Genomic DNA, 24144 nt, shown 5'->3' with positions numbered 1-24144 from the left:
CCGGATGACCGGTCCCAGCCCAGAGCCGACCTTCATGCCTAGCGTGGGTGCCGCATTGCGGCTTCCCGAGACCAGCCATTCGTGCATCGTGCAGCATTTTTGAAGGGCGAAGGTCCGGTGTGCGGACAAAACCGACATTGCGGAGATAGCTAGGAATGTCTGGTCTGTTCTCTAAAGCAGCAACGACCGCCAAACCGAAGCCATCGCAAGTCGTGAGTAAAAGAGGGTGCCACGAATGGCACCCAGTTGGGGGCAGCCCATAGCTAGGCGTCGTTCGAAAGTTACTTTTTTGTAACCGCAAGATAGACAACGCCGCCAAGGATTGCGCCGATGATCCAAGCGTAGCCTGACAAGAAGCCCAATGCTGGGACCCAAACCGTCGCGACTGAGAACACGGAAGCAATCCCAAAGGCCATCAGTGCCTTGTCGTTCCAGCCATTCCCGTAATGATAGTCTCCACCTTCCAAGTTGTAGAGGTCATCAACGTTCAGCTCTTCTTTGCGAATCTTGTAGTAATCAACAATCATGATACCGAAGATCGGTGCCAGCGTTGCACCAAGTGTGTTAACGAACCCAGAAATCCCGATGTTTGAGATGACGGCCGTCCACAGTCCACCGATAACCAAGGCAAAGACTGACGTGGCCAAACCCGCTTGACGGAAGCTGATCTTGCCCGGTGCGAGGTTGGCGATGCCATTCACCGCAGGGATGAAGTTCGCAACCAGATTGATGCCTACAGTCGCTGCGAAGAACGTGATCGCCGCGATAATGGCCAACAAAACGCTGTCAGTTCTTTCGACAATCTCGGTTGGGTTGATGATAGCTTCGCCAAACACAACGGCAGCACCACCTGTTGTCAAAAGCGCCAATGCTGAGAACAGGATCATGTTCAGCGGCAATCCGGTCAGGTTGCCTATTTTCATGGATGCCTTGCTACGAGAATAGCGTGAGAAGTCAGAGAAGTTGATCATCACAGCTGAGAAATAGGCGACCATGGTTCCAAAAATAGCGATGAAGCCTTTGAGTTCAGTGCTGAATGTCCCCTCTGGATTAGCAAAGATTGTTGCAGTCGCGCTCAGCAATTGCCCATCAGCACGCTGCCAAAGCACGATCACAAGACCGATCATTACGATATAGACAAACGGCCCGGCGAAATTGAGGAATTTTTCAACCCAGCCCATGCCGCGCCAGAAGATCGCGATGTGGATGGCCCAAACAACAACGAAAGAGAGCCAATCAATTCCGGTCAATCCCAGCATCTCCGTTCCACCACTGATGCCTGTTAGCGAACGGATCAGCAACGAGAGTGCAGTGGATGCGAAATAGACCTGAACACCGTACCAAAACACCGCCACAACGGCGCGCAGGACAGCTGGCAATTTGGAACCTGCCGTGCCCATGCTGGAGCGCGCTAGAACCGGAAACGGAATGCCGTACTTTTCACCGGGTGCACCAGAAAGGTTCACCATGAACATTACGAAAAGCCCAGAGGCGATCAACGCTGCAAATGCTGTCAAACCCCCGACGCCAAACGAGATAAAGAGCGAGGCAACCAATGAATAGCCAAAGAGCGATTGCACATCGTTGGCCCAGACGTTGAAGATCGCGAACGACCCCCAAGTTTTTTCGTCCGGTGTTGCAGGATTTAGTGTATCCCCTTCGGGATTCGTCGTGCTTTTACTGTCCATGTCTTCCTCCAAGATGGATGTGGGGATTGTCCCCTATTTGTTTTGTGCGTGACTTGGCTTGGGCTGACTGCCCTGTCCAATCTTGGCCTTGTCACGTGGCCACTCCCCCGCCCGAAGGCTTCGGATAAATTACCGCGCTAACGCTTCGCGATTGCCCAGTAGAAGACGCCTCCAAACCCTGCGCCGATCACCCATGCGAATCCCGAAAGAGCATTCAGCATCGGAACCCAAACCGTCAGGACTGAAAATGTTGCTGGTAAAACGAAGGACACGATTGCCGCAATGTTCCAGCCGTTGGTGTAGAAATATTCTCCGTCGCACGCCGCCGAGAAGAGCTGGTCAACATCCAGCTTGCCGAATTTGACCAGATAATAATCGACAACGATGATGCCGTAGACCGGTGCCAGAACGGCCCCCAATGTGTTCACAAGACCCAAGATTCCGATCTGACTGATTGTCGACACCCAAAGGCCCCCGATCACCAACGCACAGGCAGACGTGATGATGCCAGCGACACGGAAATTGATCCGGCTGGGCATCAGGTTTGCAAGGTCATAGGCGGGTGGGATGAAGTTTGCGACAAGGTTGATCCCGACCGTGGCGGCGAAAAATGTAATTGCTGCAAGTATTGTCAAAGGCAATGAATCTATGCGGGCAACAATGTCTGTTGGATTGGTCATCGGCTCACCCCAAAGCGCAACAGTCCCTGCTGTCACGATCAGGGCAATCAATGAAAAGAAGGCGATGTTTATTGGTAGACCCAGCAGGTTGCCTTTGCGCATCTCATGCTCCGAGCGCACGAACCGCGAGAAATCGCCAAAGTTGATGATAACAGCTGAAAAATAGGCGATCATAGTGCCGACAATGGCGACAAATGCCCCCAGCGAACTGCCATGATAGTTGCCTGTGCCACGAAAGATCGTACCAAGTTCCAGCCACAGATCATTACCAACCTCGATCCAGATCGTAACGGCAAGTGTCACCATCACAACGTAGACAAATGGACCCGCGAAATTGAGGAAATTCACGATGAGATCGATCCCGTTCCAAAATAACGTGATCTGAAATGCCCATACCGCCAAGAAGGCGATCCACTGGATGGAACTAAAGCCCAGAAAGACGGACGGGCCATTTGACCCAATCAGTGCAATAAGCGCCAGCGCCAGCGCGGTTGAAGCAAAATAGGTCTGAACTCCAAACCAAAAGATGGCGACGACGGCGCGGATCATGGCTGGGAAATTTGCGCCCCGCACGCCCATGCTGGCGCGTGCCATAACGGGAAATGGAATCCCGTGTTCGACGCTGGGTTTGCCGATCAGATTGACCAGGCCCATGACGACAAAACCTGCCAGTACGATTCCGGCAAACACCGCCCACCCATTCAGTCCGTAGGTCACAAAAAGTGATGCCGCCAATGTATAACCAAACAGCGATTGCACATCATTGGCCCATACGTTGAGCAGCTCAAACCAGCCCCAGTCGCGCTCGCCTGAAGGCGTCGGTGCTAGATCCTCATTATAGAGGCTGGGATCTTTGTGAATTTGAGTTGATGCGTCCCGCATAGCGTCCCGATGGCTCATGGAGTGATTGTCTTTTCTTTGGCCCAACGCTATGGTCGTGCAGAACCGCGTGCATTAGTCAAGAACAACGGCGAGTATGAACGCAAATGGTAAAAATCGGATATGCGCGCGTATCGGCAAAATTGTATCGAAATGAAGTCCAGCTAAGCGAGCTTCAGCGGCAAGGCTGCGATCGTGTTTGGAGCGATACTACTGCAGACGGAGATGATGGGGCGAACTCGCTGGAAACTTTTCTAGCGGATGTTTCAGCCGGGGACGTTGTCGTTGTGTCAAGGTTGTCAGCCGTCGCCGATTCAATCGCTGAGCTTCTTAATCTGATAGAAATGCTGCGCAAAAAAGGAGCTGCATTTCGTTCAATTGCAGAGCCTTGGGCCAACACTGAGGGCGAACGCGCAGAGGTGGTTCTGGATATCCTTGGCGGTGTTATAGATTACGAGTTGGGTTTGGCTGATCTGGAAAGCCGCGCTGTCGAAGATCGCCCAAAGTCTATCGGGCTGAGCAAAGGGCGACCCAAGAAGCTAAGCGAGACCGACCGGGCTGAGGCGCTTTCCCTACTGTCGATGGGCAAGACCGCAGCAGAGATCGGCAGGCTCTTGGGCGTAAGTAGATCAACAATCTCCCGCCTCAAGACGATGCCAACCGAAACGGGCTAGGTCGTTCGGTTTCAGCTTAATCGATGGCACAACGATAGCGGGCTTACTTCTCTGCCAATCTAACGGCCTGTTCTCAGCCCAGGCATAATGGTTCTCGGCGAGATCCGCCAATGGACAGACAATCCAGAAGGGCCCAATGCAAATGGCAGCTAATGAGACTTTTCGGTCGTTCATGCACCTTGCAGCATCGGTTAGTCTGGGCTCAAACCGGACTTGCGGCGCTGCGGCACTCCTAACTTGACGTTGCACGCAGCATCGCGACCAGCTGGATGACTGGTCCCAGCCCAAAGTTACCAAACAGGTTGTGATCTCAAACTGCGATAGCCGACCTCCATAATCGCTGCCGCGAACTGGAAAAATGCGGACTTTGCGGAAATTCGCTGCGGCTGCGCCAACGACCGCTTTTTGTTTTCGACAGCAAAAGATACGTGACACTACCAAGACCAGTATGGTGTGCCTTCGTCTTCGTGACCGAACTCGTCATCAAAGTAAAAGTCGCAGTCTAGATTCACACGGTAATATGCAGCGGTTGCGAAGTGTCCGGACGAAATTTGAACTTTGTCGAAATGGGAAGCGAAGTGCCCAACGCAGGGCACGCTACGGTGCATGTCTTCAGGCAACAGGATGATCTTTTCTCGAGAGCGCTTTGATCTGGTCCGCGTGGACCCGTCCCATCTGCTCGACCCTGACAAGGCACGGGATCATATCGCAGCACCGAAACGCGGTGAGTTCGAGATGGCCCATCGGGGTGTGATCTCCAGTAAAGCCCAACTGAAAGGTCTGCTGAAGGATCTGACTTCCGCGCGGATCACCGCCACCGACTTTGTAGAGGCGTTAGAGGCCTGCGGCGTCGATGTGCGCCCGAATGTCTCCGAGACGACCGGCAGGTTATCCGGCTTCTCCTTTGGGCTTGAGGAGCATCACATATCGGCCTCCAAGCTCGGCCGCAGTTTTACCTTAAAGAATTTAACAGAAAGAGGATTTTCATATGAGCCAGACAGAGACTTTCCGGCAGTTGTCGGAGCAAAAAAGCGTAGCCTTGGCCGTACCACTACAGGAGGCACTGGCACAGACCCGCGCCTCGAACACACAGACACAGGCGCGGATCGCCGAGATGCCCGCCCTGATGGAGCAAGCGATGCACCCGACACTCAAGTCACTGCATCAGGTAGAGAAGACTTTCCAGATTCAAAAGAAGTCCACGGACAAGATCAGGCAAGACATGACGGTACTGGCGAACCGCCAAACGGAAACACACAAGCAGCTGAAAACCCTAGGCAGTCTGATCCAAAATCGGACAAAGGAAATGCAATCGGCTCAGCGCAGGCTGTTGATAGGGCAGATCGCCTTCGGGATACTCCAACTGGGGATGCTGGGCTTGCTCATAGCGTTCTGGATTGGAGCTTTCTAGACGGGGATGGTTGGGAGGCCTTGTTCCGGTTCTTCAAGAACTGGAGCCGCAGCATCAAGGCCACTCTGGGGCGCCCGCAGAAGCCACTGCCTGTTCCGCCACCCCTGACACCTGCAAACAGGTCTCACTGGACGACACAAAACGCACCGGACCATCGAGAACGCTCGGGTGGCAGAACAGTTCGTGAGTTCGACCTGCCTAAGCAGAGAGCACCCTTCGCCGATGACGTTAACGATGAAGAGGTAATCGACGATTTAGAGACCCTCTTGGAACAGGAAGAGCCGATGCCCGACGATGAAAATGAAACAGGGCCCGCGAAAGGGCCCTGAAACAAAAGTGTGTAGGTATGGCGGATGTGTATCAGTTCTCCTGGAGACGGTTCAGCCGCACTGCGCGCGTCAGGCGTCCTCTCTCTTATCCAACCAGCGCTGCAGATCACTCTGCCGCCAGCCCACCAGCCGAGCGGTCAGCTTGATCTGAGACGGAAACTCCCCGCTCTGTATCCGTCGGTAGATTGTGGACCGGCTCAACCCCGTCAGGTGCATCACCTCCTTCTGCCTCAAAATGCGATCAATCGTCATGTATTCTCCTTTTTGAACGATTTGTCACAACTTAGCAGGAGATGTTTAATATCAGGTTCAAGGGTGGGCTGGGAAGTAAGGACGCGGCTAGGTCTTTGGGTCGATATCGGTGCACCGCTGAAGCGTAAGTCGAGGGCAGCTAAGCGGAGGAAGTGGAGTTTGCAATGTTACGCGAACGGCCCAATGCAGCCGACCTCCCACTTTGCGGGGAAAGACAGCTTCGAGCCCAAACCACCGATTTTCTGCGATGCGGAGGGTGGCTGCTTTATGCGCTACCAACGATTTAGCACCCCAGAATTGTAGTTAGTTTATGCTTCTAGAAGCGCGTCTATGACAGCGCATTTAGGGGCGCCGTCACCGGTGCATCGTGCGACTGTCTCTGACAAGACACGCTCGATCCGCATAAGGTCGGCAATTTTTGCCTGCACATCGTCGAGATGGGCTTCTGCGACGGTTTGGACCTGAGCGCAGGTTTGGGTCCGATCATCGACTAACCCGAGTAGGCCACGAATTTCTTCCAGTGAAAAACCCAGATCGCGAGACCGCATTACGAATTTCAATCGTCGGACAAGCGAATCGTCGTAGCTTCGATACCCCTTTGCGGTGCGCGGCGGGTTCGGCATTATCCCGACCGTTTCATAGTAGCGGATGGTTTCGAGGTTGCAGCCTGTGACGCGCGCCAGTTCACCCCGGCTGATTGGTTTCACGCTTCTGTTATCCATTTTTCTCAAAAACCTCTTGAGCCTGTATCAGCTACAGACCTTAGAACGGCGAAAATATCCGATCAAGGACGATTCTATGGAACAGAGTGTTGCGACACAGACAGCCAATCAGACCAGCCAAACCAATAACGAAACGGCAGGAGTCTGGGGCGCGACCGGCTTCGGCGTTCTCGGTGCGCTGGCGATGACCTCATGCTGCATCCTGCCGCTTGTGCTGGTGAGCTTCGGCGTGACCGGCGTGTTCATCGCGCAGCTCGGGGCGCTCTACGCTTATAAATGGTATACCTTTGCGCTGAGTGCCGCGTTCCTCGGGTACGGGTTCCACAAGGCGTACAAACCCGTGGATCCGGTTACCTGTGCTGACGGGACCTGTGCTCGTCCGATCAACCGGAAAGTCATGCGAGCGACCCTATGGGCCGCATCTGGGATCGTCGCCGTGGCGATGGCCTTTCCCTACATCACACCCTTGATTCTGAAATTCTGAGAAAGGATTAAAATCATGAGACACACTTTGCTATCATCAGCTGTTTGCCTTGCAGCGTTCGCCTCGGCGGCGTTCGCGGAAGAGCGTACCGTCGAAATCGGGGTCAGCGAGCTGACCTGTCCCTCCTGTTCCTTCATCGTTGCCAGCTCCATGCGTGGTGTCCCCTCGGTCGAGATCGACGGTTTCGTGGACGGTCCCGAGTATGGTCAGGGCGTTTACAGCGTCACCTTTGATGATGCCAAGACGACCGCGGAAGGCATCATCGAGGCCGTGATGGCGAACGGCTATCCCGCCAAAATTCTGCCCGACACTGCGTCCTGACGCGAGGGGATCGGGCGATGCGTGACAATTTGATGGGCGGGCTGCTGGCCTTTGGTATTGCGGCCCCGGTCGTGGTCGTGTGCTGCGGTGGCGGACTGGCCCTTCTCGTAGCGGTCTTTGGCGGCATCGGAGCGTGGCTTTCAGGATTTGGCGTTGTTTCCATCGCGCTGGTAACAGCGCTCACCTTCCTTGTCGTCCGCGAGGTCCGTCGCGCAGCCAAGCGACGTGCGACAACTGAACATCGAACAGACAGAAAGAACCCAACTTGACCCAAACAAATGAAAATTCCGACCGCATGTTGAAATGGGGAGTGGGCGGCGCGCTGTTTGCGGCCCTGTGTTGCTTCACGCCCCTTCTGGTCGTCGTCGTTGCTGGCGTGGGCCTGTCGGCGTTCTCCGGCTGGCTCGACTACGCGCTGTTTCCGCTGCTGTTCTTTTGCCTTGCCGTCGTGGCGCAGGCGCTCTGGCTGCGCGCCGGACGTGTCGGACCGAACCCGAAACTCTGGACGACGGCGTTTGCTGCTGTTCTGTCGATTCTCATCATCTGGATCGAGTTCCGCTTTGCCTTGCGCCTTACGGTCGGTGCTTTCGTGGCTGTCGGCATCTACGCCTTTTTCCTCAATCGAATGAAATCCAAAGGAACGACTTGAATGATGATGGAATCCTGCACGGCGGTCGGCATGTTTTTCGGAATGCTTGGCATGGCGACACCGCTCATAGCCATTGGTGCGATCATCTATTTGATCGTTGCCAAACGAAAGAACTCTAATTTGGACGAGGCACGCTGAAATGAAAGATATCAACGAGAATGACGACGGAAACGGCGGCTATGACCTGATTGTAGTTGGAGCCGGATCGGCGGGATTTTCCGCGTCGATCACCGCTGTTGACGCAGGCAAGCGGGTCGCGCTTGTCGGGCATGGCACCATCGGCGGCACCTGCGTGAACGTCGGGTGCGTTCCGTCCAAGGCGATGATCCGCGCGGCAGAGGCAATCCATGGCGCACGTGCGGCAAAGCGGTTTCCTGGCCTGTCCGGTCACGCCCAGGTCGATGACTGGCACACGCTGGTCCAGTCGAAAGACGATCTGGTCGCAACCCTGCGCCAGAAGAAATACGCCGACCTTCTGCCGGAATATCCTGGTGTCGATTACATCGACGAGGGTCCGGCGCGCTTGGTAAAGGGCGGCATCACTGTCGGCCGTCGTACCCTGACCGCACCGAAACTGATCATCGCGACAGGCGGTCATTCGATCCTGCCGACGATTGACGGCATCGAGGACATCGACGCTCTCGACAGCACCGGCCTGCTGGAGCTTGAGACCCTGCCGGAAAGCCTGATCTTTATCGGTGCGGGCTACATCGGGGCCGAACTGGCGCAGATGATGAGCCGGATGGGTGTGAAGGTCACACTTGTCACACGATCCCACCTGCTGCCGGGTGCCGAACCCGAAGTGTCGGAGGCTCTGACCGAGGTCTTTGCGGCTGAGGGGATCACTCTTCTGACCGGGTTGAGCTATGACAACGTGAGCCGCGATGCGCAGGGCGTGACCTTGCGGATCATGCAGGACGGCGAACCTGTCGAGGTCACGGCGGATTATCTTGTATCGACGGCTGGCAGACGCGCCAACACCGACGGTATGGGCCTCGCTGAGATTGGCGTCGAGACGGATGCACGCGGGTCCATCGTCATCGGAGACAACATGCAGACCACGGTGCCCGGCATTTACGCGGCGGGCGATGTGACCGACCGCGACCAGTTCGTCTATATGGCGGCTTACGGTGCAAAACTGGCGGTCAGGAACGCAGTTCTGGGCGATGATCGAACCTATGACAATTCTGTCATGCCGTGGGTCGTGTTCTCCGATCCGCAGGTTGCTGGTGTCGGCCTGAGTGAGCAACAGGCGCGGGACGCCGGATTCGATGTGAAGACGTCCATTGTGCCGCTCGATCAGGTGCCGCGCGCGCTGGCCGCACGCGATACTCGTGGATTGATCAAGCTGGTGGCGGACAAGGCCACCGACAGACTGCTTGGCGGTCAGATTGTGGCACCGGAAGGGTCGGACACGATCCAGACGCTGGTCATGGCTTTAAAATTCGACATGACGACCAAGGCATTGGGCGAAACGATTTTTCCCTATCTGACGACAGTGGAAGGGCTAAAGCTGGCTGCGCAGACCTTCGACATGGATGTGGCAAAGTTGAGCTGCTGCGCAGGATAAGAAATCAAGAGGATTGAGATATGAGTGAGACGTATGACCTGATCGTTGTCGGGGCTGGCATGGCTGGGGTTGCGGCGGCCAATAAATGCGGGGCGGCTGGTTGGCGCGTGGCTGTTGTCGATGCGCTGCCCTATGGCGGTACCTGCGCTTTGCGTGGCTGTGATCCCAAGAAAATCCTTCGGCGTGGCGCGGAGATTGTCGATGCCGCGAACCTGATGCGGGGCAAAGGCGTCGATCCGCATGGGCTGGCGATCAACTGGTCCGATCTGATGGCCCACAAACGTGGCTTTACCGATCCTGTGCCGAGTAAGATGGAAAAGGGTCTGAAGGGGAACGGCGTTGAGACGCTGCACGGGGCAGCACGGTTCACCGGGGCGAACACGCTCGAAGTTGACGGACAACCCTACGAGTCACGCCGCTTTCTCGTCGCTGCCGGAGCAATCCCAAGGCCCGCCAGTTTCGCCGGGGCCGATCTGATGATCGACAGCACGGATTTTCTAAGTCTTGAGGCGCTGCCCAAACGCATCCTGTTTGTCGGAGGCGGTTTCGTGTCCTTCGAGTTCGCGCATATCGCGGCGCGGGCAGGAGCCGCACCGGTCATCGTGGATCGCGGCGCACGGCCTCTGAACGCCTTTGACCCCGATCTGGTCGAGATGCTGATCGAGCGCAGCGCAGGTGTCGGTGTGAAATTGCAACGTGAAACCGAGATCGTCTCCATAGCGAAGGCAGATGACGTTTTCATGGTCGCAGTGAAGTCGTGCGGCGAGACTAGGACCATTGAAACCGATCTGGTCGTTCATGGCGCAGGCCGCGTCGCCGCCCTCGCCGATCTGAACCTTGAGGCCGCCGGTGTCGATTATGGCTACAAGGGCATTGTCGTAGCACCGCACCTGCAAAGCAGCACTAACAGCGCGGTCTTTGCCGCTGGGGATTCTGCCGACACCAAGGGAATGCCGCTAACACCCGTTGCGGTCATCGAGGGCAAGGTCGCGGCCTCGAACATGCTCAAGGGTGCCCAGACCGCGCCGGACTACGCGGGTATTCCGGCGGCGGTGTTCACGGTCCCCGAACTGGCCCGCGTCGGAATGTTGGAAGCCGAGGCCAAAGAAGCAGGACACGATGTCGATGTCCGTTTCACCGACACGGGAGGCTGGTATTCCAACTACCGGATTGGTGAAAAATCTGCCGCCGCGAAGGTTCTGGTGGACAAGTCGGACGGTAAAATCCTCGGTGCGCACCTGTTCGGTCCTGAATACGGCGAGCTGATCAACTTTTTTGGGTTGGCGATTAAGTTGGGGCTGACGGCCAAGCAGCTCAAGTCGACGACAGCGGCCTATCCCAGCGTCGGATCGGACTTAGGTTCGCTCTTGTAGAAGCCGTCCTAAAAAAGAGACATCCAAGGCAAAGACATGAATGACTGCAAAGTCCGCTAAGCAGACTTTCATGTAACGCGCAGCGAATGAATGCAATCCCGCCTAAGTGTGCCTAGGAACACGAACGGTCCTACTTATGTAACGCTGCTGTTCACAAGTCATTTCTGGCGAGTTCTCGGAAGTCGCTTATTGGCTTCAGGCCTGTTGATCGACACGCGGGTAGTGGAATTGCTTGGGTTACGCTCGCACCGTGATCTCATTAGCTGCAAAGTCGATTATGACCATTTGGGCCGCCAGACTTTGGGGGCGTAATATTTCCGTTCCATTCTTTCAATCTATCACGAGCTCCTTTGGATCGTGGTGGTGCCTTAGACGCCAGTATGATCTCATCTTTAAGCGCATCAAGTGCCGTTTCATGTCTCATTATACGCCATGCCATCCGGGCCAATTCAACCGCTAAAGCGATGGCCTGCTTATTGCGGTGCGTTCGCTCTGGTGCGCGTGTGAGTCATGCACCGAAACTAAAGTCAGACCATCGGTGCGGCCAAATCAGGCGAGAACGTTTGAGCAATTCTAGGTACCGTCATCACGTTGACGTAGTTCTTTTCCGTGCGGCTAATGTCCTAGATCTCTTTTAAGACTTTAACGATCTGATCATCCATCCACATCCAATCACCATAGAGCCCGATGTGTATCTTGCGCATCCGTGGTAATATCTCATCTTTGCGTTCTTCAAGAGTGGTTTCGAATGTCTTACATTAGATGTGCGCGAACACAGTCATGGAAGTGATGTCGCGATATTTATGATAGTCGAAGTAGTCAGGACGCCAGATTGTGCTTGCGCCGCGTGCGCTCGAACAACGCTTCAACGCCGCCAGCCTCGACTGCCGATTTGTAACGGTAGAATGTGTCGCGCGACATGCCCTTAACTTGGCAAGCCTTCGACGCATTACCCAATTCCTCGGCCAAGCTTAGAAGACCGGTTTTATGTTTGATGGTCTTGTCAGTAGAATTTACTTTTTGTGGATTCCTTATTTGATGGTTCGGTTCCCGCCACCATCAAAAAGAACAGCCAACATTTCGTTTAAGAGGTGTGCCGCGCGATCTCGCACAAGGCCGTTGTCACCCCAGCCCCTTAAAGCGAAGAAGCCTTCAGTCCGAGAGGGCCGGTTTTACCCCGACGAGTGGGGACTGCGCCATCCAGTCTTGCGCTGTGTTTATTAAATGCCTCGGCCCATCCAAAAAGATTGATTTGGTTTCAACCGCGTTCCGCACGTCCGTATCCCCCAACCACAGGGCTATCAAGTTTGCTAGCGTCGCCGTGAGGTACACATCAACCTCATGGCCCGGGTCGGTGGGGCACAGATCAACTGATACGGCATTCGCAATTACCCACCACGTATTAAGATCGGTACGGTCAGAAATTTGCACAAGGATCACCGTGTCTCCATCCGGCAAGCCTTCGGTATTCAGTGTGCGATGGAAATCCCACATGAACCCACCAACATCGCAATCCTGCGCTGCGATACTGCGTTTGCGCCACCGCATTCCCCAGATGGCCATATTTTCGACAATTGGTCCAAGCTCTCGCCCCGAACGCGTCAGTTTATAGTCTGCTATTTGAGTGGTCGGCGCCGATTTCCGGATAATAATCTCTGCTGCTTCCAAGGTTTTAAGCCGTTTGCTCATGATCGAAGGAGACATGCGCGGGATCGCTTTTTGAAAACCGCCAAAGCGCGTTGTACCCAGAAACATTTCGCGCAAAAGTAGCAGAGTCCATTTGTCCCCCAAAATTTCGGCAGAGGCCATCGCCGGACACAAGCTGCCCGAAACGTTCTTTGAGTTGCTGTCCATCAGTCAAGCCTACAGCGAAAAAGGGCAACTTGACTACTACGGATTGCGTAGTGGTTTGATACGGATTGCGAAGTATCCCCCGTTGCACGATGCGCGCACCATATGACCAAGTCCGGTTTTCTGAGAGATTTCTTGTCGAAAGGGGTTTGGCATGGGCCGCTCATTAACATTTATCTACGGCATCGTCGTCTACGTTATTTTTCTGGCGACGTTCCTCTATTCCATCGGCTTTGTCGGAAATATGCTGGTGCCAAAATCAATCGATTCCGGCGCGCAAGGACCAATCGCCTCCTCGCTGATTATCAATCTGGTATTGCTGTCTGTCTTTGCTCTTCAGCACAGCATTATGGCGCGTCCAGCATTCAAACGACTCTGGACTACAGTTATCCCGCAAGCTGCCGAACGTAGTACGTATATACTCATGACAAGCGGTGCCCTGATCATGATTTTCGCGTTCTGGCAGCCGCTTCCGGCGGTTGTATGGGACGTCAGAAATACGGTCCTCGGCACAGCATTGACCGTTCTTTTTTGGGGCGGCTGGCTGGTCGTTTTGGCCTCAACCTTCATGATTGATCACTTTGATCTGTTTGGGCTGAAACAAGTTTGCGCAAACTTAAAAAAGCGCCAACCAATCCAACTGGGATTTATGGAAGTCGGGCTTTACCGTTTCATGTGCCATCCAATCATGACCGGATTTCTGATCGCCTTTTGGACCGCGCCGACCATGACAGTCGGTCATCTTTTGTTTACGTTCGTGACCTCAGGATACATCGTCATCGCGGTGTTACGTCTTGAGGAAAGGGATCTGATTGCCCAGTTCGGTGAGGATTACATCACATATCAAAACAAGGTTCCTGCATTTCTTCCGAGATTTGGGCGGGGGGCGGCCAAATGACATTGGATCCTAAACATCTGCACCACATTCAGTCTTTCACAAATGTTAAACCACCACGCATTCTCGACCGGCAACTCCCATTGCGAAAGCGTTATCATAGTAAACCTGAAGCAGCTTGGGTGTACGATCATGCAAAAACAGTTGATGCCCAAGCTCCCGCAAACCATCCGCTCCACGGGCATGTGGTTTGCGGCGAAGGCATTCCGGTGGACGTCCCAGTGTCCGTCCACAAAGCTGTAGGTGGCGAAAGCGACTTTCCATGTCCAGGCGAAATTCTGGCCGCGGCCTTGGCCAGTTGTCTTGATACAGCCATCCGCATGATTGCTAATCTTAAAGGCATAGAGTTGAGCCGCCTCGAAGTTCAGGTCAGCCTGGGAGCCGACGTTCGCGGAGCGTTGATGACAGGTGACAATGTGCCGGTCGGATTTCAAACGGCCCACTTGAAGGTTGAACTGAACACAGAGTGCGAGAACTCAAAACCGCACCTAAACGCACTGATTGATGCGGCAGAGCGAAGCTGTGTCATCCTGCAAACCTTACGCGCTCCACCAACCGTGGAAATTGAACGCAGCTTCAGTGTTTCAAGTGTTGGAAACGTCACCTCGAGCTGAACAATTGTTGTCTTCGAAAGCGGAATACCAAGAAAAATGCGACAAATCGCTAAAATTCGCAACTTTGCACCCGACTACACACCAAAACACTGAAGAATTCACCGTTACCGCCCATGCATGATTAAGGCCGTCCGAGAAAGGACGCGCATGGGTCACGGGCTAAAATGTGTCAGCATTTCATCAACCGCGAAGAGTAAGATAAACTTGTAGATACTTTTTGTATCTGACGCATTCCAACTAAGAAAAATTATCCGTTATAGCCTCGACGATATGACCGCCGGAGGCCCGAACGGAAGCGGCGAACTTTACCCTTCGATCACATCATCCCCGCCATCATCGGCAGCGGGTTTTGGCATGTCGAAATCCAACCCGTGGGAGGCGCGAATTTTATCTTCGATTTCCCAGGCAGTCTGCGGATTGTCCCGCAGGAAGTTCTTAGCGTTTTCACGCCCCTGCCCGATCCGCTGGTCCCCGTAGGAAAACCAGGAGCCGGATTTTTCAACGATACCGGCCTTAACACCCAGATCGACCAGTTCCCCACGTTTGGAAATGCCTTCGCCATACATGATATCGAACTCCACCTGTTTGAACGGCGGCGCCACTTTGTTTTTGACGATCTTGACGCGGGTTGCGTTGCCAACAACTTCGTCACGGTCCTTGATCGCACCAATGCGGCGAATATCCAGACGTACGGAGGAATAGAATTTCAGCGCGTTACCACCGGAAGTGGTCTCCGGAGAGCCGAACATCACGCCGATCTTCATCCGAATCTGGTTAATAAAGATCACGGTACATTTGGATTTGCTGATAGAGCCTGTCAGCTTGCGCATGGCCTGACTCATCAGGCGGGCCTGTGCGCCAACCTGATGGTCGCCCATATCCCCCTCGAGTTCTGATTTTGGCGTCAGTGCCGCAACCGAATCAACAACAACCATAGAAACCGCGCCCGAACGGACCAGCGTATCGGTGATTTCCAGCGCCTGCTCACCTGCATCCGGTTGCGAGATCAGCAGTTCGTCCAGATCCACGCCCAGTTTCTTGGCATAAGTCGGGTCCAGCGCGTGTTCCGCGTCAACAAAGGCACAAACACCACCTTTTTTCTGCTCTTCCGCAATGCAATGCAGCGTCAGCGTTGTCTTACCGGAGCTTTCAGGGCCGTAGATCTCGATAATCCGCCCCTTTGGAATGCCACCAATCCCCAGCGCAATATCAAGCCCGATTGACCCCGTAGAGGTTGCTTCCACATCCATCACAGGATTGGCGCCCAACTTCATGATGGAGCCTTTGCCGAACTGACGTTCGATCTGCCCAAGGGCCGATTCCAGTGCTTTTTGCTTATCCATGGACTGTCTTTCAGTTAAATCGAGTAGGTTCGTAGCCATCTTTGACATCCCTTATTTCACATCGCCGGAGACTCGGCAATCGCTGCTGATGTTCGCCTCTTGTTCTCCAACCGTATATGAGACCAAAACGGGAACACTTCAAGTAAAATATTCAATTTAACAATCCACGATGAATGTTTAAGAATGGTAAACAAGATTCATTTCTAAGTTGAATAGGGGCAACTAAACAGGATGATGGTATTCCTTAAAGAAAAGCTGGTGTTCTTTGCGACCCCCAAGACGGCCTCGACCTCGATCGAAATGGCGCTCGGTCCGAATTGTGACATTCGCATTTCCAAAGTTCCAAATGCGAAACACACCCCCTATCGGAAATATCAGCGGTTGCTCGAACCCTTCATCATGACGCTGACCAAGGATGAACCGGACACCGTTGCGGTGATCCGTGAACCGGTAGAATGGCTTGGCAGTTGGTATCGCTATCGCTCGCGCGAGGAATTGAACGGCGCGTCCAATTCAACCGCAGGCGTCAGCTTCAATGATTTTGTCGCGGCTTACCTGTCCGACACCCCCCCCGAATTCGCCCGCGTCGGATCGCAAGCAAAATTCATGTCAGACAAGGACGGCGCGCTTGGCCTGTCCCACCTGTTCCGCTATGACGATATGGACGGGCTCGTGCGTTTTTTGCAAAACCGCCTGAACCGCCAGTTCACGTTGGGTCGGGCAAACCAGTCCCCCAAAGCAGAGATCAGCCTCAGCCCTGCACTTCTGTCCGAGTACCAAACAGCCTACGCGCAAGACTTCGAACTTTACACCAGGCTAGCACCTTAGAGGGGTCAAAATCCGCGACTGTCCCCGTTAGGCCGCAAGATCGCGCACGGTTTCTGTTAACTGCTTCAAAGAAAACGGTTTGGGCAGAAAATGGGCGTTGGGGATTTCACCGTATTCCGAGGTGAAACTCTCTTCGGCGTATCCTGAAACGAAAATCACATTTACATCCGGTCTGCTTTCTTGTGCTTTCACAACCCAAGTTGGCCCGTCCATCCCTGGCATCACCACATCCGAGACAATCAGATCCACGTGCAGATCGGCGTCTTCCAGCTTCTCCAGCGCAATCTCTGCCGAGGCCGCTTCGGTCACCCGCACCCCTTGCATCGCAAGGGCGCGAGCCACGAAGGTCCGCACAGGGGCTTCGTCTTCCACCAGCATGACCGACAGCCCGTTCAAGCTCTTGGAGAGATTTGCGCGGTTCGGTTTTGGGATTGCTACGGTCGGCTCTCGTCCGTCATGGGCAGGCAGCAAAAGCGTGAATTCCGATCCTTCGCCCACAGTGCTATGGGCAAAAATGAAGCCGGAGGTTTGTTTAACGATGCCATAGGCCATCGAAAGACCCAGCCCTGTGCCCTCCCCCAATTCCTTGGTCGTGAAGAAAGGTTCGAATAGCTTTTCCATATGCTCCGGCGGGATGCCGCAGCCCGTGTCTGCCACGCTGACCGTCACATAAGTGCCTTTGGGAACCTGGGCACGATCGACGCGGGTCGGCCGGTCATACACTCGCATTCCGCTTTTGATGATCACCTCTCCTCCGTCCGGCATCGCATCGCGCGCATTAACCACTAGGTTCATGATCACCTGTTCAATCTGGCGGCCGTCTACATATGCGCGGGGCAGATCCTTGCCATATTCCGCATTCAACTGCACTTTTTCTCCCAGCAACCGGCTTAAAAGGTGGGTCAGATCGGACAGCGCTTCATTCACCGATACGACCTTTGGCTGCAATGTCTGCTTGCGTGAGAACGCCAGCAACTGGCCGACCAAAGCGGCGGCGCGGTTGGAGTTCTGGGTGATCTGGATCAGATCGTTGTAATCGGGATCACCTTTTTCGTGGCGTAGCAACAACAAGTCGCAATAGCCTGAAATCGCTGTCAAAAGATTGTTAAAATCATGGGCTACACCACCGGCGAGCTGTCCGATTGCCTGCATTTTCTGGCTCTGGACGAACTGGGCTTCAAGCGATTTTAACTCTGTTGCATCGCTAAGCGTAGCGATCAATCCACCTTGCCCCGCAACAGGCGGCGGCATTAGAGAGACTTGCAAAATCTCTTCGCCGTTGGAACGGCGCACATGAACCATTTCGGGGTTGGTCGGTTCCTGAAGATCGCGCGCAGATTTTATCCAAGTGGACACACTGCGCCCCATGCCTTCGACAAGGCTGTCAAATAAGGGCGATTCTGCTGGCTCCAGACGCAGAAACTCCCGCGCGGCTGCGTTGGACTGTCCGACCCGACCGCGACTGTCGATCTGCACCAGCGCGACCGGAAGGCGATCAAACAACTGCTGCATCTTTTCCGTAATCAATGTCTCGCTCATCGGGGCGAGAGCCGGCTGCGGTGGCGTGTATTCCGCTTTGGCAGGCGGCAAACCAACTGAAAATTCTTCCTTTATTTCAGCCTGTTGTGCCGCAGCATCATTCTGCCTGCGAGCAATCAAGACCAAACTGAACCCGCCCAAGAAGGCGATAATTCCGAACCACGCGATCGGATCAGGCATCAGCCATAACAAGCCGAGACTTGTGCCGACGATCCAAATCAGCGCTACTTGCGTAACGTATTGTGAAATTTTGAAACCAGCCATTAAGCCCCCCGGCTTTAACTATCAAAATCCCACCCTTTCACTCTCCCGTTAAGAAAGTATCACGACGCAAATGCACGTCATAGTTGTTTTTGCATAATCGCACAGAAAAAGCCGTCACCCGGTTGATTGAGCGCAAAGCTGCGGGATATTTGCAACTCATAATCGCTGTGACTGTTTAAAAAGCCGTTAACCACTTCGCTATTTTCGCGGGGAAGCAACGAACACGTTCCATAGGCCAACGCCCCCCCAGGCACGACGCACTTGCTCGCCTTGGCCAGCACCTCTGTTTGAAGCTTTTGCAGTGCATCCAAACCGTCCGCGTCCAGCCGCCATTTGCCTTCGGGATTACGCCGCCATGCGCCGGAGCCCGAACACGGCGCATCCACCAGCACCAGATCGTATTCTGCCTTTGCAGGCATTGCAGAAAGCAGGTTAACCCGCGCCCCAGCCCGTTCCGCCCGCTCTTCCAGAGGCGCAAGACGGGATTGGCTGATGTCCCACGCGCTTAGCCGTGCGCGGGGTTGTTGCGCAGCCATTGCCAGCGTTTTGCCTCCACCACCCGCGCAGTAATCCAGAATTGTCTGGCCCTCTTTCAGCTCCAGCATTTGGACGAGCGCTTGTGACGCCGCATCCTGCAACTCAACATGGCCCGACTGATAGGCGTTTGAGCCTGCCACACGGCGGGGGTTTTCAACCACGCGCAGCGCAGTTGGCACGCCAGCAACAGGCTCCGTTGCTATATCTTCCATCGCCAAGGCACGCGCGGCAGCCTCCGGCGTGGTTTTGGCGATATTCACCCGCAGATCAACAGGCGCACGGTCGCGCAATGCGGCAGCGGTAGCCTGCGCGTCCTCCCCAAGATCGGACTTGAACACTTCAACCAGCCAGTCTGGTAGGTCTGTCACCTCCGCAGAACTCGCTTGTGCCGCTTCAATTGCACTGCGTTCCTCTTCTTGCAACGGCGCAGGTCCATAACCTGCACCATTGAAAATATCTTCGGGCGAAAGCTCCGCCGCGATGCAGTGGCCAAGGGCGATGCCCCGCCCATGCCCCACGCCGGACAACGCTGCAAAGCTGTTCAGGTTGCGTAAGGAATCAAACACAATATCCCGCACCGCCGCCCGATCCTTGCTGCCAGCATAACGGTTGCGCCGCGCCCAGTTGGACAACAGCTTTTCCGCCGGTTCCCCGTCAAGGAAACCGTCCAAAATTTCGATAGCAGCAGCATAGCGCGCGGCAGGTGTCATGGATCACCCAACCCGATAGTTCGGGGATTCCCGCGTGATCTGCACGTCATGCACATGGCTTTCTTTCAGGCCAGCGCCGGAAATCCGCACGAATTTGCAATCTGTCCGCATCTCGTCGATTGTGGCGCTACCGGTATAGCCCATCGCGGCCCGCAAACCACCGATCATCTGGTGGATCACTGTGCCGGCTGGACCTTTATAAGGCACCTGACCTTCGATCCCTTCTGGCACCAGTTTCTCGGCAGTGACTTCTTTCTGAAAGTAACGATCCGCAGACCCCCGCGCCATCGCCCCAACCGAGCCCATGCCGCGGAAGGATTTGTAGCTGCGCCCCTGATAGAGGATCACCTCGCCGGGGGCTTCATCCGTACCACCGAGCATAGAGCCAACCATCGCACATGACGCCCCTGCCGCAATCGCCTTGGCGAAATCGCCCGAGAATTTGATCCCGCCATCCGCAATAATCGGCGTGCCGGTTTTTGCGCCTTCACTGGCGCAATCGTCAATCGCAGTAAGCTGGGGCACGCCCACACCGGCAACAATCCGTGTGGTACAGATAGAGCCCGGTCCGATCCCGACCTTCACCGCATCCGCACCCGCATCAATCAGCGCGCGCGTGGCTTCGGCGGTGGCAACATTACCGGCCACAACCTGCACATCATTATTATAGGCTTTGATCCGCGAAACCGCTTCGGAAACGCTGGCTGAATGGCCATGGGCGGTGTCGATCACCAGCAGGTCAACCCCCGCTTCGATCAACTGAACAGAGCGTTCATAGCCCGCATCCCCAACGGTAGAGGCCGCACCAACCCGAAGGCGGCCACGATCATCCTTGCAGGCCTGCGGGTTCAGAACTGCCTGTTCAATGTCTTTGATGGTCAACAGACCCGTCAGCTTGTTTTCAGCATCCACCACCAGCAGCTTTTCGATCCGGCGGGCGTGCATCATGGAGCGCGCCTCGGTCAGGTCGGCAGGTTCGCGCAGGATGGCAAGGTTATCGCCGGTCATCATCGTATGAACCGGCGTATCGTCTGCATTGGCAAAACGCATATCGCGGTTCGTTACGATCCCAAGAACGCGGCCCTGCTCATCCACAACCGGAAAACCGGTCACGCGATAGCGTTCCTGCAGCGCCTTGGCATCCCCCAGCGTTTGATCAGGGCGCAGTGTCACCGGATTGTAAACGATCCCGCTTTCGAACCGTTTCACCCGACGCACCTGCTTTTGCTGCTCGTCCAGTGTCAGATTCCGGTGCAAAATCCCCATGCCGCCATATTGCGCCATAGCGATCGCCATGCGCGCTTCGGTCACTGTGTCCATTGCCGAGCTTAGCAAAGGAATGTTGAGGGGGATGGATTTAGTGACAAAAGTTCTTGTGTCTGCCGTGGCTGGCAAAACGCTGGACGCACCTGGCACCAAGAGTACATCATCAAAGGTAAGGGCCTCACGAATCTCCATTGCATATCTCCTGCTGGAATACCGCTGTTGGCACGTCCCTATCTCATGGGTTCAGAGAAAAGAAAAGACCCGATCACAGAAATCCAATTGCAGGGGGCGCGGCATAAGGGCTACCCTTGGAAAAATCGTGGCAAAAGCAGGAATACAGGATGTTGGGAAAACTGGTCAGGCTGGGCCTTTTGGGCGTTGTAATCGGGGCTGGATTGTTCTGGTGGATCACAACGCCAAATGTCTGGGAACCCGAAGCCTTAGCCAATGTAGACGGCGATCCCGACAAGGGTGCGCTGGTCTTTGCGGCGGCGGGTTGCGCATCGTGTCATGCCGTGAAAGGCACCGAGGGCGCAAATAAACTGTCGCTTGCGGGTGGTCAGGCGTTCGAGACCGAATTCGGAACCTTTTACGCGCCGAATATCTCGCAAAGCGGCGAACATGGCATCGGGGACTGGTCCTTTGCAGATCTTGCCAATGCGGTGAGCTTTGGAACCTCGCCGGAGGGCAGCCATTACTACCCCGCTTTCCCCTATACCACCTATGAAAACATGGAAGTGTCGGACATTGCGGACCTTTACGCCTATCTGAAAACCCTTCCAGCCGTGGAAACGCCAAGCCTTCCTCATGAGGTTGGTTTCCCGTTCAACATCCGCCGCTCCCTTGGTGGTTGGAAGTTCCTGTTTGCGGGCAAAGGATGGGGGCTTGAGGGGGATCTGAGCGCCGAAGAAACCCGTGGACGCTATCTGGTGGAGGCGATGGGCCATTGCGCAGAATGCCACACGCCGCGCAATGCCATTGGCGGGCTGGACCGCAGCCGCTGGATGGCTGGTGGACCCAACCCTGATGGAGAGGGCCGCATCCCCAACATTACGCCCCACGAAGACGGGATCGGCGGCTGGGCTGTGGTGGACATCGAAACCTATCTCAACTCCGGTTTCACACCGGAATTTGACGTGGCGGGCGGGCAGATGGCAGAGGTTGTCGAAAACCTAAAGCTTCTGCCACCCGAAGATCACGCAGCAATAGCGGCTTATCTGAAGAGACTGGTACCACTGCCCCGCGCGGAGTAATTCCACGCGCGGGTCAACTGGTCGGGAACGATGCAGATGGGGCGGTTTACGCCAGCCCCAACGCCTTATTGCGGGATGCACGAAGCCGTGCAAAATCATCCCCCGCGTGATAGCTTGAACGGGTCAGCGGCGTAGCGGAGACCATCAAGAACCCCTTGCCGTAAGCCGCCTTTTCATAGGTGGCGAATTCTTCGGGCGTTACAAACCGGTCCAGCGCATGGTGTTTTGGTGTTGGTTGCAGGTACTGGCCAATCGTCATGAAATCGATATCGGCTGCCCGCATATCATCCATCACCTGCATCACCGCCTGCTTATCCTCGCCCAGACCAACCATGATGCCGGATTTGGTAAACATGGACGGGTCGAGCTCTTTCACACGCTGCAACAAACGCAGGGAATGGAAATACCGCGCGCCGGGACGGACTTCGGGATAAAGCCCCGGAACCGTTTCAAGGTTGTGGTTGAACACGTCAGGACGGGCCTCGACCACCACTTCCAGCGCTTCCGGGGCGCAGCGGATGAAGTCCGGTGTCAGGATTTCAATCGTCGTATCAGGCGATTGCTTGCGCACGGCGCGGATGGTCTGGGCGAAATGTTCCGCCCCGCCGTCTTCTACATCGTCGCGATCCACCGAGGTGATTACCACATGGTTCAGCCCCAGCTTTTTCACCGCAGCCGCCACGCGGCCCGGCTCAAACACGTCCAGATCCTCTGGCGGTTTACCGGTTGCAATGTTGCAGAACGTACAGGCGCGGGTACAAACCTCGCCCATAATCATCATGGTAGCGTGGCCCTGTGACCAGCATTCGCCCACATTCGGACAACCAGCCTCTTCACACACGGTGACGAGCTTGTTTTCCCGCATGATATTGCGGGTTTCAAAATACCCCTTCGAGGTGGGCGCCTTGACCCTGATCCAGTCCGGTTTCTTGGGCTGGGCGTTGTCGGGCCGCTTGGCTTTTTCGGGATGCCGTTGGGACGGGATTTTCAGATCGCGCATGAGAGCCTTCCTTGGTTGCCCCTTTATCCCCATATTACCCCGTTTTTGCAACAGGAGCAGTCGCGTTTTCGCATGGCTGCCATGCGCCTTCCCAACGATCAATAAACGCCACCTATTTACACACCAAAATCCAGCTTCATCGTTCCCAAAATACTCATTTTCTGCTAAATTCGTCACATTCAATTTTAGGAACAGATTTTATGGCCAGTGGCAAATACCTCATGGGAATTTGGAAGGGTAAAAAATGTGTGTTTTGCGGGGGAAACCGTGTAGCAGAAGGTCCAGAACACGCACCGCCAAAAGTTATGTTTAGGGATAAATCGCGCCCAATGGGACTAGAGTTTCCAGCCTGCCATCGCTGCAATCATGGGTCAGGCGGTCTCGATCAACTTGTGGCGAATATTGCTTTTGGTGTTTCACCCGAGGCTGTGATGAAAACCAAGAGTATGTCTGCACATGAGTTAAAAGTCGTCAAAGGAATAGCCAACAACACACCCAATTTATACAGTAGCGCGAAAAGAGTTCCCTTATTCAATCAAGCTGATAAACTCATCGGCTCAGCAGTTGCTACCGAACTTCGTAAAGAAGTAAGTCTAAAGATCGCGAAATGGGCAACGAAACAGACGCTCGCCTTATGGTTCGAACATACGGGACAGATCGCGTCACATCGAGTAGTGGTAGATGTAGAATTACTTACCAATACAAAGCATCCCCCCAAAGATCTTTATAAGATTATAAAATACATGGGAAAAAGTAATTCACTCAACACAGCGAACAGATTCACGGCCGATCAGTTCAGTTACAAAATCAAAGTTGATCCAGCCAGAGATATGGCGATGGTGTTTGCTCAATATCATCAAGGCTTTGCCTTTTTTAGTATCATAAAGGACAAGCCGACCGCTAAGCTGTCAAGAAAAGGCCTCGACTACAAATTTGGAACCAATGCCAATAAGGGCATACACCAAATAGGCTAATACATTCCCCCAATAAAAAAGGGCAGAACCAATCGGCC

The 24144-nt window shown here is 54.7% G+C and carries 24 protein-coding genes and 1 pseudogene; 14 read left to right on the top strand and 11 right to left on the bottom strand.

The genetic code is table 11. From position 1 onward, the window contains the following. Nucleotides 1–281: 281 nt before the first annotated feature. The gene (locus IEX10_RS04515) at nucleotides 282–1688 is read right to left on the bottom strand and encodes an NCS1 family nucleobase:cation symporter-1 (protein WP_188671294.1); all 1407 of its coding nucleotides are present in this window, start codon (nucleotides 1686–1688) and stop codon (nucleotides 282–284) included. A gap of 137 nt (nucleotides 1689–1825) precedes the next feature. After that, nucleotides 1826–3268, bottom strand: coding sequence for an NCS1 family nucleobase:cation symporter-1 (locus tag IEX10_RS04510; RefSeq protein WP_229678419.1), 1443 nt, complete (start codon nucleotides 3266–3268; stop codon nucleotides 1826–1828). An 86-nt stretch (nucleotides 3269–3354) separates the two neighbouring features. Here IEX10_RS04510 and IEX10_RS04505 point away from each other — a divergent pair, with 86 nt between their 5' ends. Both IEX10_RS04505 and IEX10_RS04500 read left to right on the top strand, forming a co-directional pair. Further along, nucleotides 3355–3921: a recombinase family protein gene (locus tag IEX10_RS04505; RefSeq protein WP_188671292.1), complete on the top strand. Its 567-nt coding sequence runs from the start codon at nucleotides 3355–3357 to the stop codon at nucleotides 3919–3921. A 624-nt stretch (nucleotides 3922–4545) separates the two neighbouring features. Then, nucleotides 4546–5661, top strand: a complete 1116-nt coding sequence (locus tag IEX10_RS04500) for a hypothetical protein (protein WP_188671290.1) — start codon at nucleotides 4546–4548, stop codon at nucleotides 5659–5661. Nucleotides 5662–5730: 69 nt separating this feature from the next. Here IEX10_RS04500 and IEX10_RS04495 read toward each other — a convergent pair whose 3' ends face one another. Both IEX10_RS04495 and IEX10_RS04490 read right to left on the bottom strand, forming a co-directional pair. After that, the gene (locus IEX10_RS04495; RefSeq protein WP_188671288.1) at nucleotides 5731–5913 is read right to left on the bottom strand and encodes a helix-turn-helix transcriptional regulator; all 183 of its coding nucleotides are present in this window, start codon (nucleotides 5911–5913) and stop codon (nucleotides 5731–5733) included. 308 nt (nucleotides 5914–6221) lie between these two features. After that, entirely contained in the window at nucleotides 6222–6620 is a 399-nt protein-coding gene (locus IEX10_RS04490) for a MerR family transcriptional regulator (protein WP_444543227.1), read from the bottom strand. A gap of 91 nt (nucleotides 6621–6711) precedes the next feature. Here IEX10_RS04490 and IEX10_RS04485 point away from each other — a divergent pair, with 91 nt between their 5' ends. From IEX10_RS04485 to IEX10_RS04455, 7 genes are read left to right on the top strand one after another with little or no spacing between them, the layout of a single operon-like run. Further along, nucleotides 6712–7119, top strand: a complete 408-nt coding sequence (locus IEX10_RS04485) for a mercuric transporter MerT family protein (RefSeq protein ID WP_188671284.1) — start codon at nucleotides 6712–6714, stop codon at nucleotides 7117–7119. Between the two features lie 15 nt (nucleotides 7120–7134). Next, nucleotides 7135–7440, top strand: coding sequence for a heavy-metal-associated domain-containing protein (locus IEX10_RS04480; protein WP_188671282.1), 306 nt, complete (start codon nucleotides 7135–7137; stop codon nucleotides 7438–7440). Nucleotides 7441–7457: 17 nt separating this feature from the next. Further along, nucleotides 7458–7709, top strand: coding sequence for a hypothetical protein (locus tag IEX10_RS04475; RefSeq protein WP_188671279.1), 252 nt, complete (start codon nucleotides 7458–7460; stop codon nucleotides 7707–7709). Further along, nucleotides 7706–8089: a mercury resistance system transport protein MerF gene (gene merF / locus IEX10_RS04470; RefSeq protein ID WP_188671277.1), complete on the top strand. Its 384-nt coding sequence runs from the start codon at nucleotides 7706–7708 to the stop codon at nucleotides 8087–8089. The genes IEX10_RS04475 and merF overlap by 4 nt, the downstream gene beginning before the upstream one ends. Beyond that, nucleotides 8090–8227 (top strand): hypothetical protein, encoded by a 138-nt coding sequence (locus IEX10_RS04465; RefSeq protein ID WP_188671275.1) that lies wholly within the window; start codon nucleotides 8090–8092, stop codon nucleotides 8225–8227. Nucleotide 8228: 1 nt separating this feature from the next. After that, a complete protein-coding gene (gene merA, locus IEX10_RS04460) occupies nucleotides 8229–9659 on the top strand; it encodes a mercury(II) reductase (RefSeq protein ID WP_188671273.1) in 1431 nt (476 codons plus the stop codon). Between the two features lie 20 nt (nucleotides 9660–9679). Then, nucleotides 9680–11032, top strand: a complete 1353-nt coding sequence (locus IEX10_RS04455; protein WP_188671271.1) for a dihydrolipoyl dehydrogenase family protein — start codon at nucleotides 9680–9682, stop codon at nucleotides 11030–11032. An 828-nt stretch (nucleotides 11033–11860) separates the two neighbouring features. On the opposite strand, the pseudogene IEX10_RS04450 reads toward IEX10_RS04455, so the two are convergent. Together IEX10_RS04450 and IEX10_RS04445 are read right to left on the bottom strand one after the other, a co-directional pair. Beyond that, a pseudogene (locus IEX10_RS04450) lies at nucleotides 11861–12067 on the bottom strand (helix-turn-helix domain-containing protein); the annotation flags it as partial. Nucleotides 12068–12184: 117 nt separating this feature from the next. After that, complete coding sequence (locus IEX10_RS04445) at nucleotides 12185–12886, bottom strand: winged helix-turn-helix transcriptional regulator (protein WP_188671269.1); 702 nt, start codon at nucleotides 12884–12886, stop codon at nucleotides 12185–12187. 151 nt (nucleotides 12887–13037) lie between these two features. Here IEX10_RS04445 and mddA point away from each other — a divergent pair, with 151 nt between their 5' ends. Together mddA and IEX10_RS04435 are read left to right on the top strand one after the other, a co-directional pair. After that, the gene (gene mddA / locus IEX10_RS04440) at nucleotides 13038–13781 is read left to right on the top strand and encodes a methanethiol S-methyltransferase (RefSeq protein ID WP_188671267.1); all 744 of its coding nucleotides are present in this window, start codon (nucleotides 13038–13040) and stop codon (nucleotides 13779–13781) included. Next, a complete protein-coding gene (locus tag IEX10_RS04435; RefSeq protein ID WP_188671266.1) occupies nucleotides 13778–14392 on the top strand; it encodes an OsmC family protein in 615 nt (204 codons plus the stop codon). The genes mddA and IEX10_RS04435 overlap by 4 nt, the downstream gene beginning before the upstream one ends. A 305-nt stretch (nucleotides 14393–14697) precedes the next feature. Here IEX10_RS04435 and recA read toward each other — a convergent pair whose 3' ends face one another. Then, a complete protein-coding gene (gene recA, locus IEX10_RS04430; RefSeq protein ID WP_188671263.1) occupies nucleotides 14698–15774 on the bottom strand; it encodes a recombinase RecA in 1077 nt (358 codons plus the stop codon). Nucleotides 15775–15966: 192 nt separating this feature from the next. On the opposite strand from recA, the gene IEX10_RS04425 reads away from it, so the two are divergent. Next, the gene (locus tag IEX10_RS04425) at nucleotides 15967–16563 is read left to right on the top strand and encodes a sulfotransferase family protein (RefSeq protein ID WP_188671261.1); all 597 of its coding nucleotides are present in this window, start codon (nucleotides 15967–15969) and stop codon (nucleotides 16561–16563) included. A gap of 27 nt (nucleotides 16564–16590) precedes the next feature. Here the strand turns inward: IEX10_RS04425 and IEX10_RS04420 are convergent, their stop codons facing one another. From IEX10_RS04420 to guaB, 3 genes are all read right to left on the bottom strand, one after another. Continuing rightward, entirely contained in the window at nucleotides 16591–18366 is a 1776-nt protein-coding gene (locus tag IEX10_RS04420) for a hybrid sensor histidine kinase/response regulator (protein ID WP_188671259.1), read from the bottom strand. 77 nt (nucleotides 18367–18443) lie between these two features. After that, nucleotides 18444–19613 carry an RsmB/NOP family class I SAM-dependent RNA methyltransferase gene (locus tag IEX10_RS04415; RefSeq protein ID WP_188671257.1) on the bottom strand — a complete coding sequence of 390 codons (1170 nt, stop codon included), beginning with the start codon at nucleotides 19611–19613 and terminating at the stop codon, nucleotides 18444–18446. A 3-nt stretch (nucleotides 19614–19616) separates the two neighbouring features. Beyond that, on the bottom strand, nucleotides 19617–21071 hold the full coding sequence (guaB, locus tag IEX10_RS04410; protein ID WP_188671255.1) for an IMP dehydrogenase: 1455 nt from the start codon (nucleotides 21069–21071) through the stop codon (nucleotides 19617–19619). Between the two features lie 149 nt (nucleotides 21072–21220). Here guaB and IEX10_RS04405 point away from each other — a divergent pair, with 149 nt between their 5' ends. After that, complete coding sequence (locus IEX10_RS04405; RefSeq protein ID WP_188671253.1) at nucleotides 21221–22132, top strand: cytochrome c; 912 nt, start codon at nucleotides 21221–21223, stop codon at nucleotides 22130–22132. Nucleotides 22133–22178: 46 nt separating this feature from the next. On the opposite strand, the gene lipA is transcribed toward IEX10_RS04405, so the two are convergent. Then, nucleotides 22179–23132: a lipoyl synthase gene (lipA, locus tag IEX10_RS04400; RefSeq protein ID WP_188671252.1), complete on the bottom strand. Its 954-nt coding sequence runs from the start codon at nucleotides 23130–23132 to the stop codon at nucleotides 22179–22181. Nucleotides 23133–23332: 200 nt separating this feature from the next. Here lipA and IEX10_RS04395 point away from each other — a divergent pair, with 200 nt between their 5' ends. Then, complete coding sequence (locus IEX10_RS04395) at nucleotides 23333–24106, top strand: hypothetical protein (protein WP_188671250.1); 774 nt, start codon at nucleotides 23333–23335, stop codon at nucleotides 24104–24106. Nucleotides 24107–24144: the final 38 nt, after the last annotated feature.

The sequence above is a fragment of the Neptunicoccus cionae genome, from assembly GCF_014643735.1.
Classification (GTDB): Bacteria; Pseudomonadota; Alphaproteobacteria; order Rhodobacterales; family Rhodobacteraceae; genus Amylibacter; species Amylibacter cionae.
Note: the sequence above shows the minus strand (reverse complement) of the source record. Positions and strands in the feature narration are given on the sequence as shown.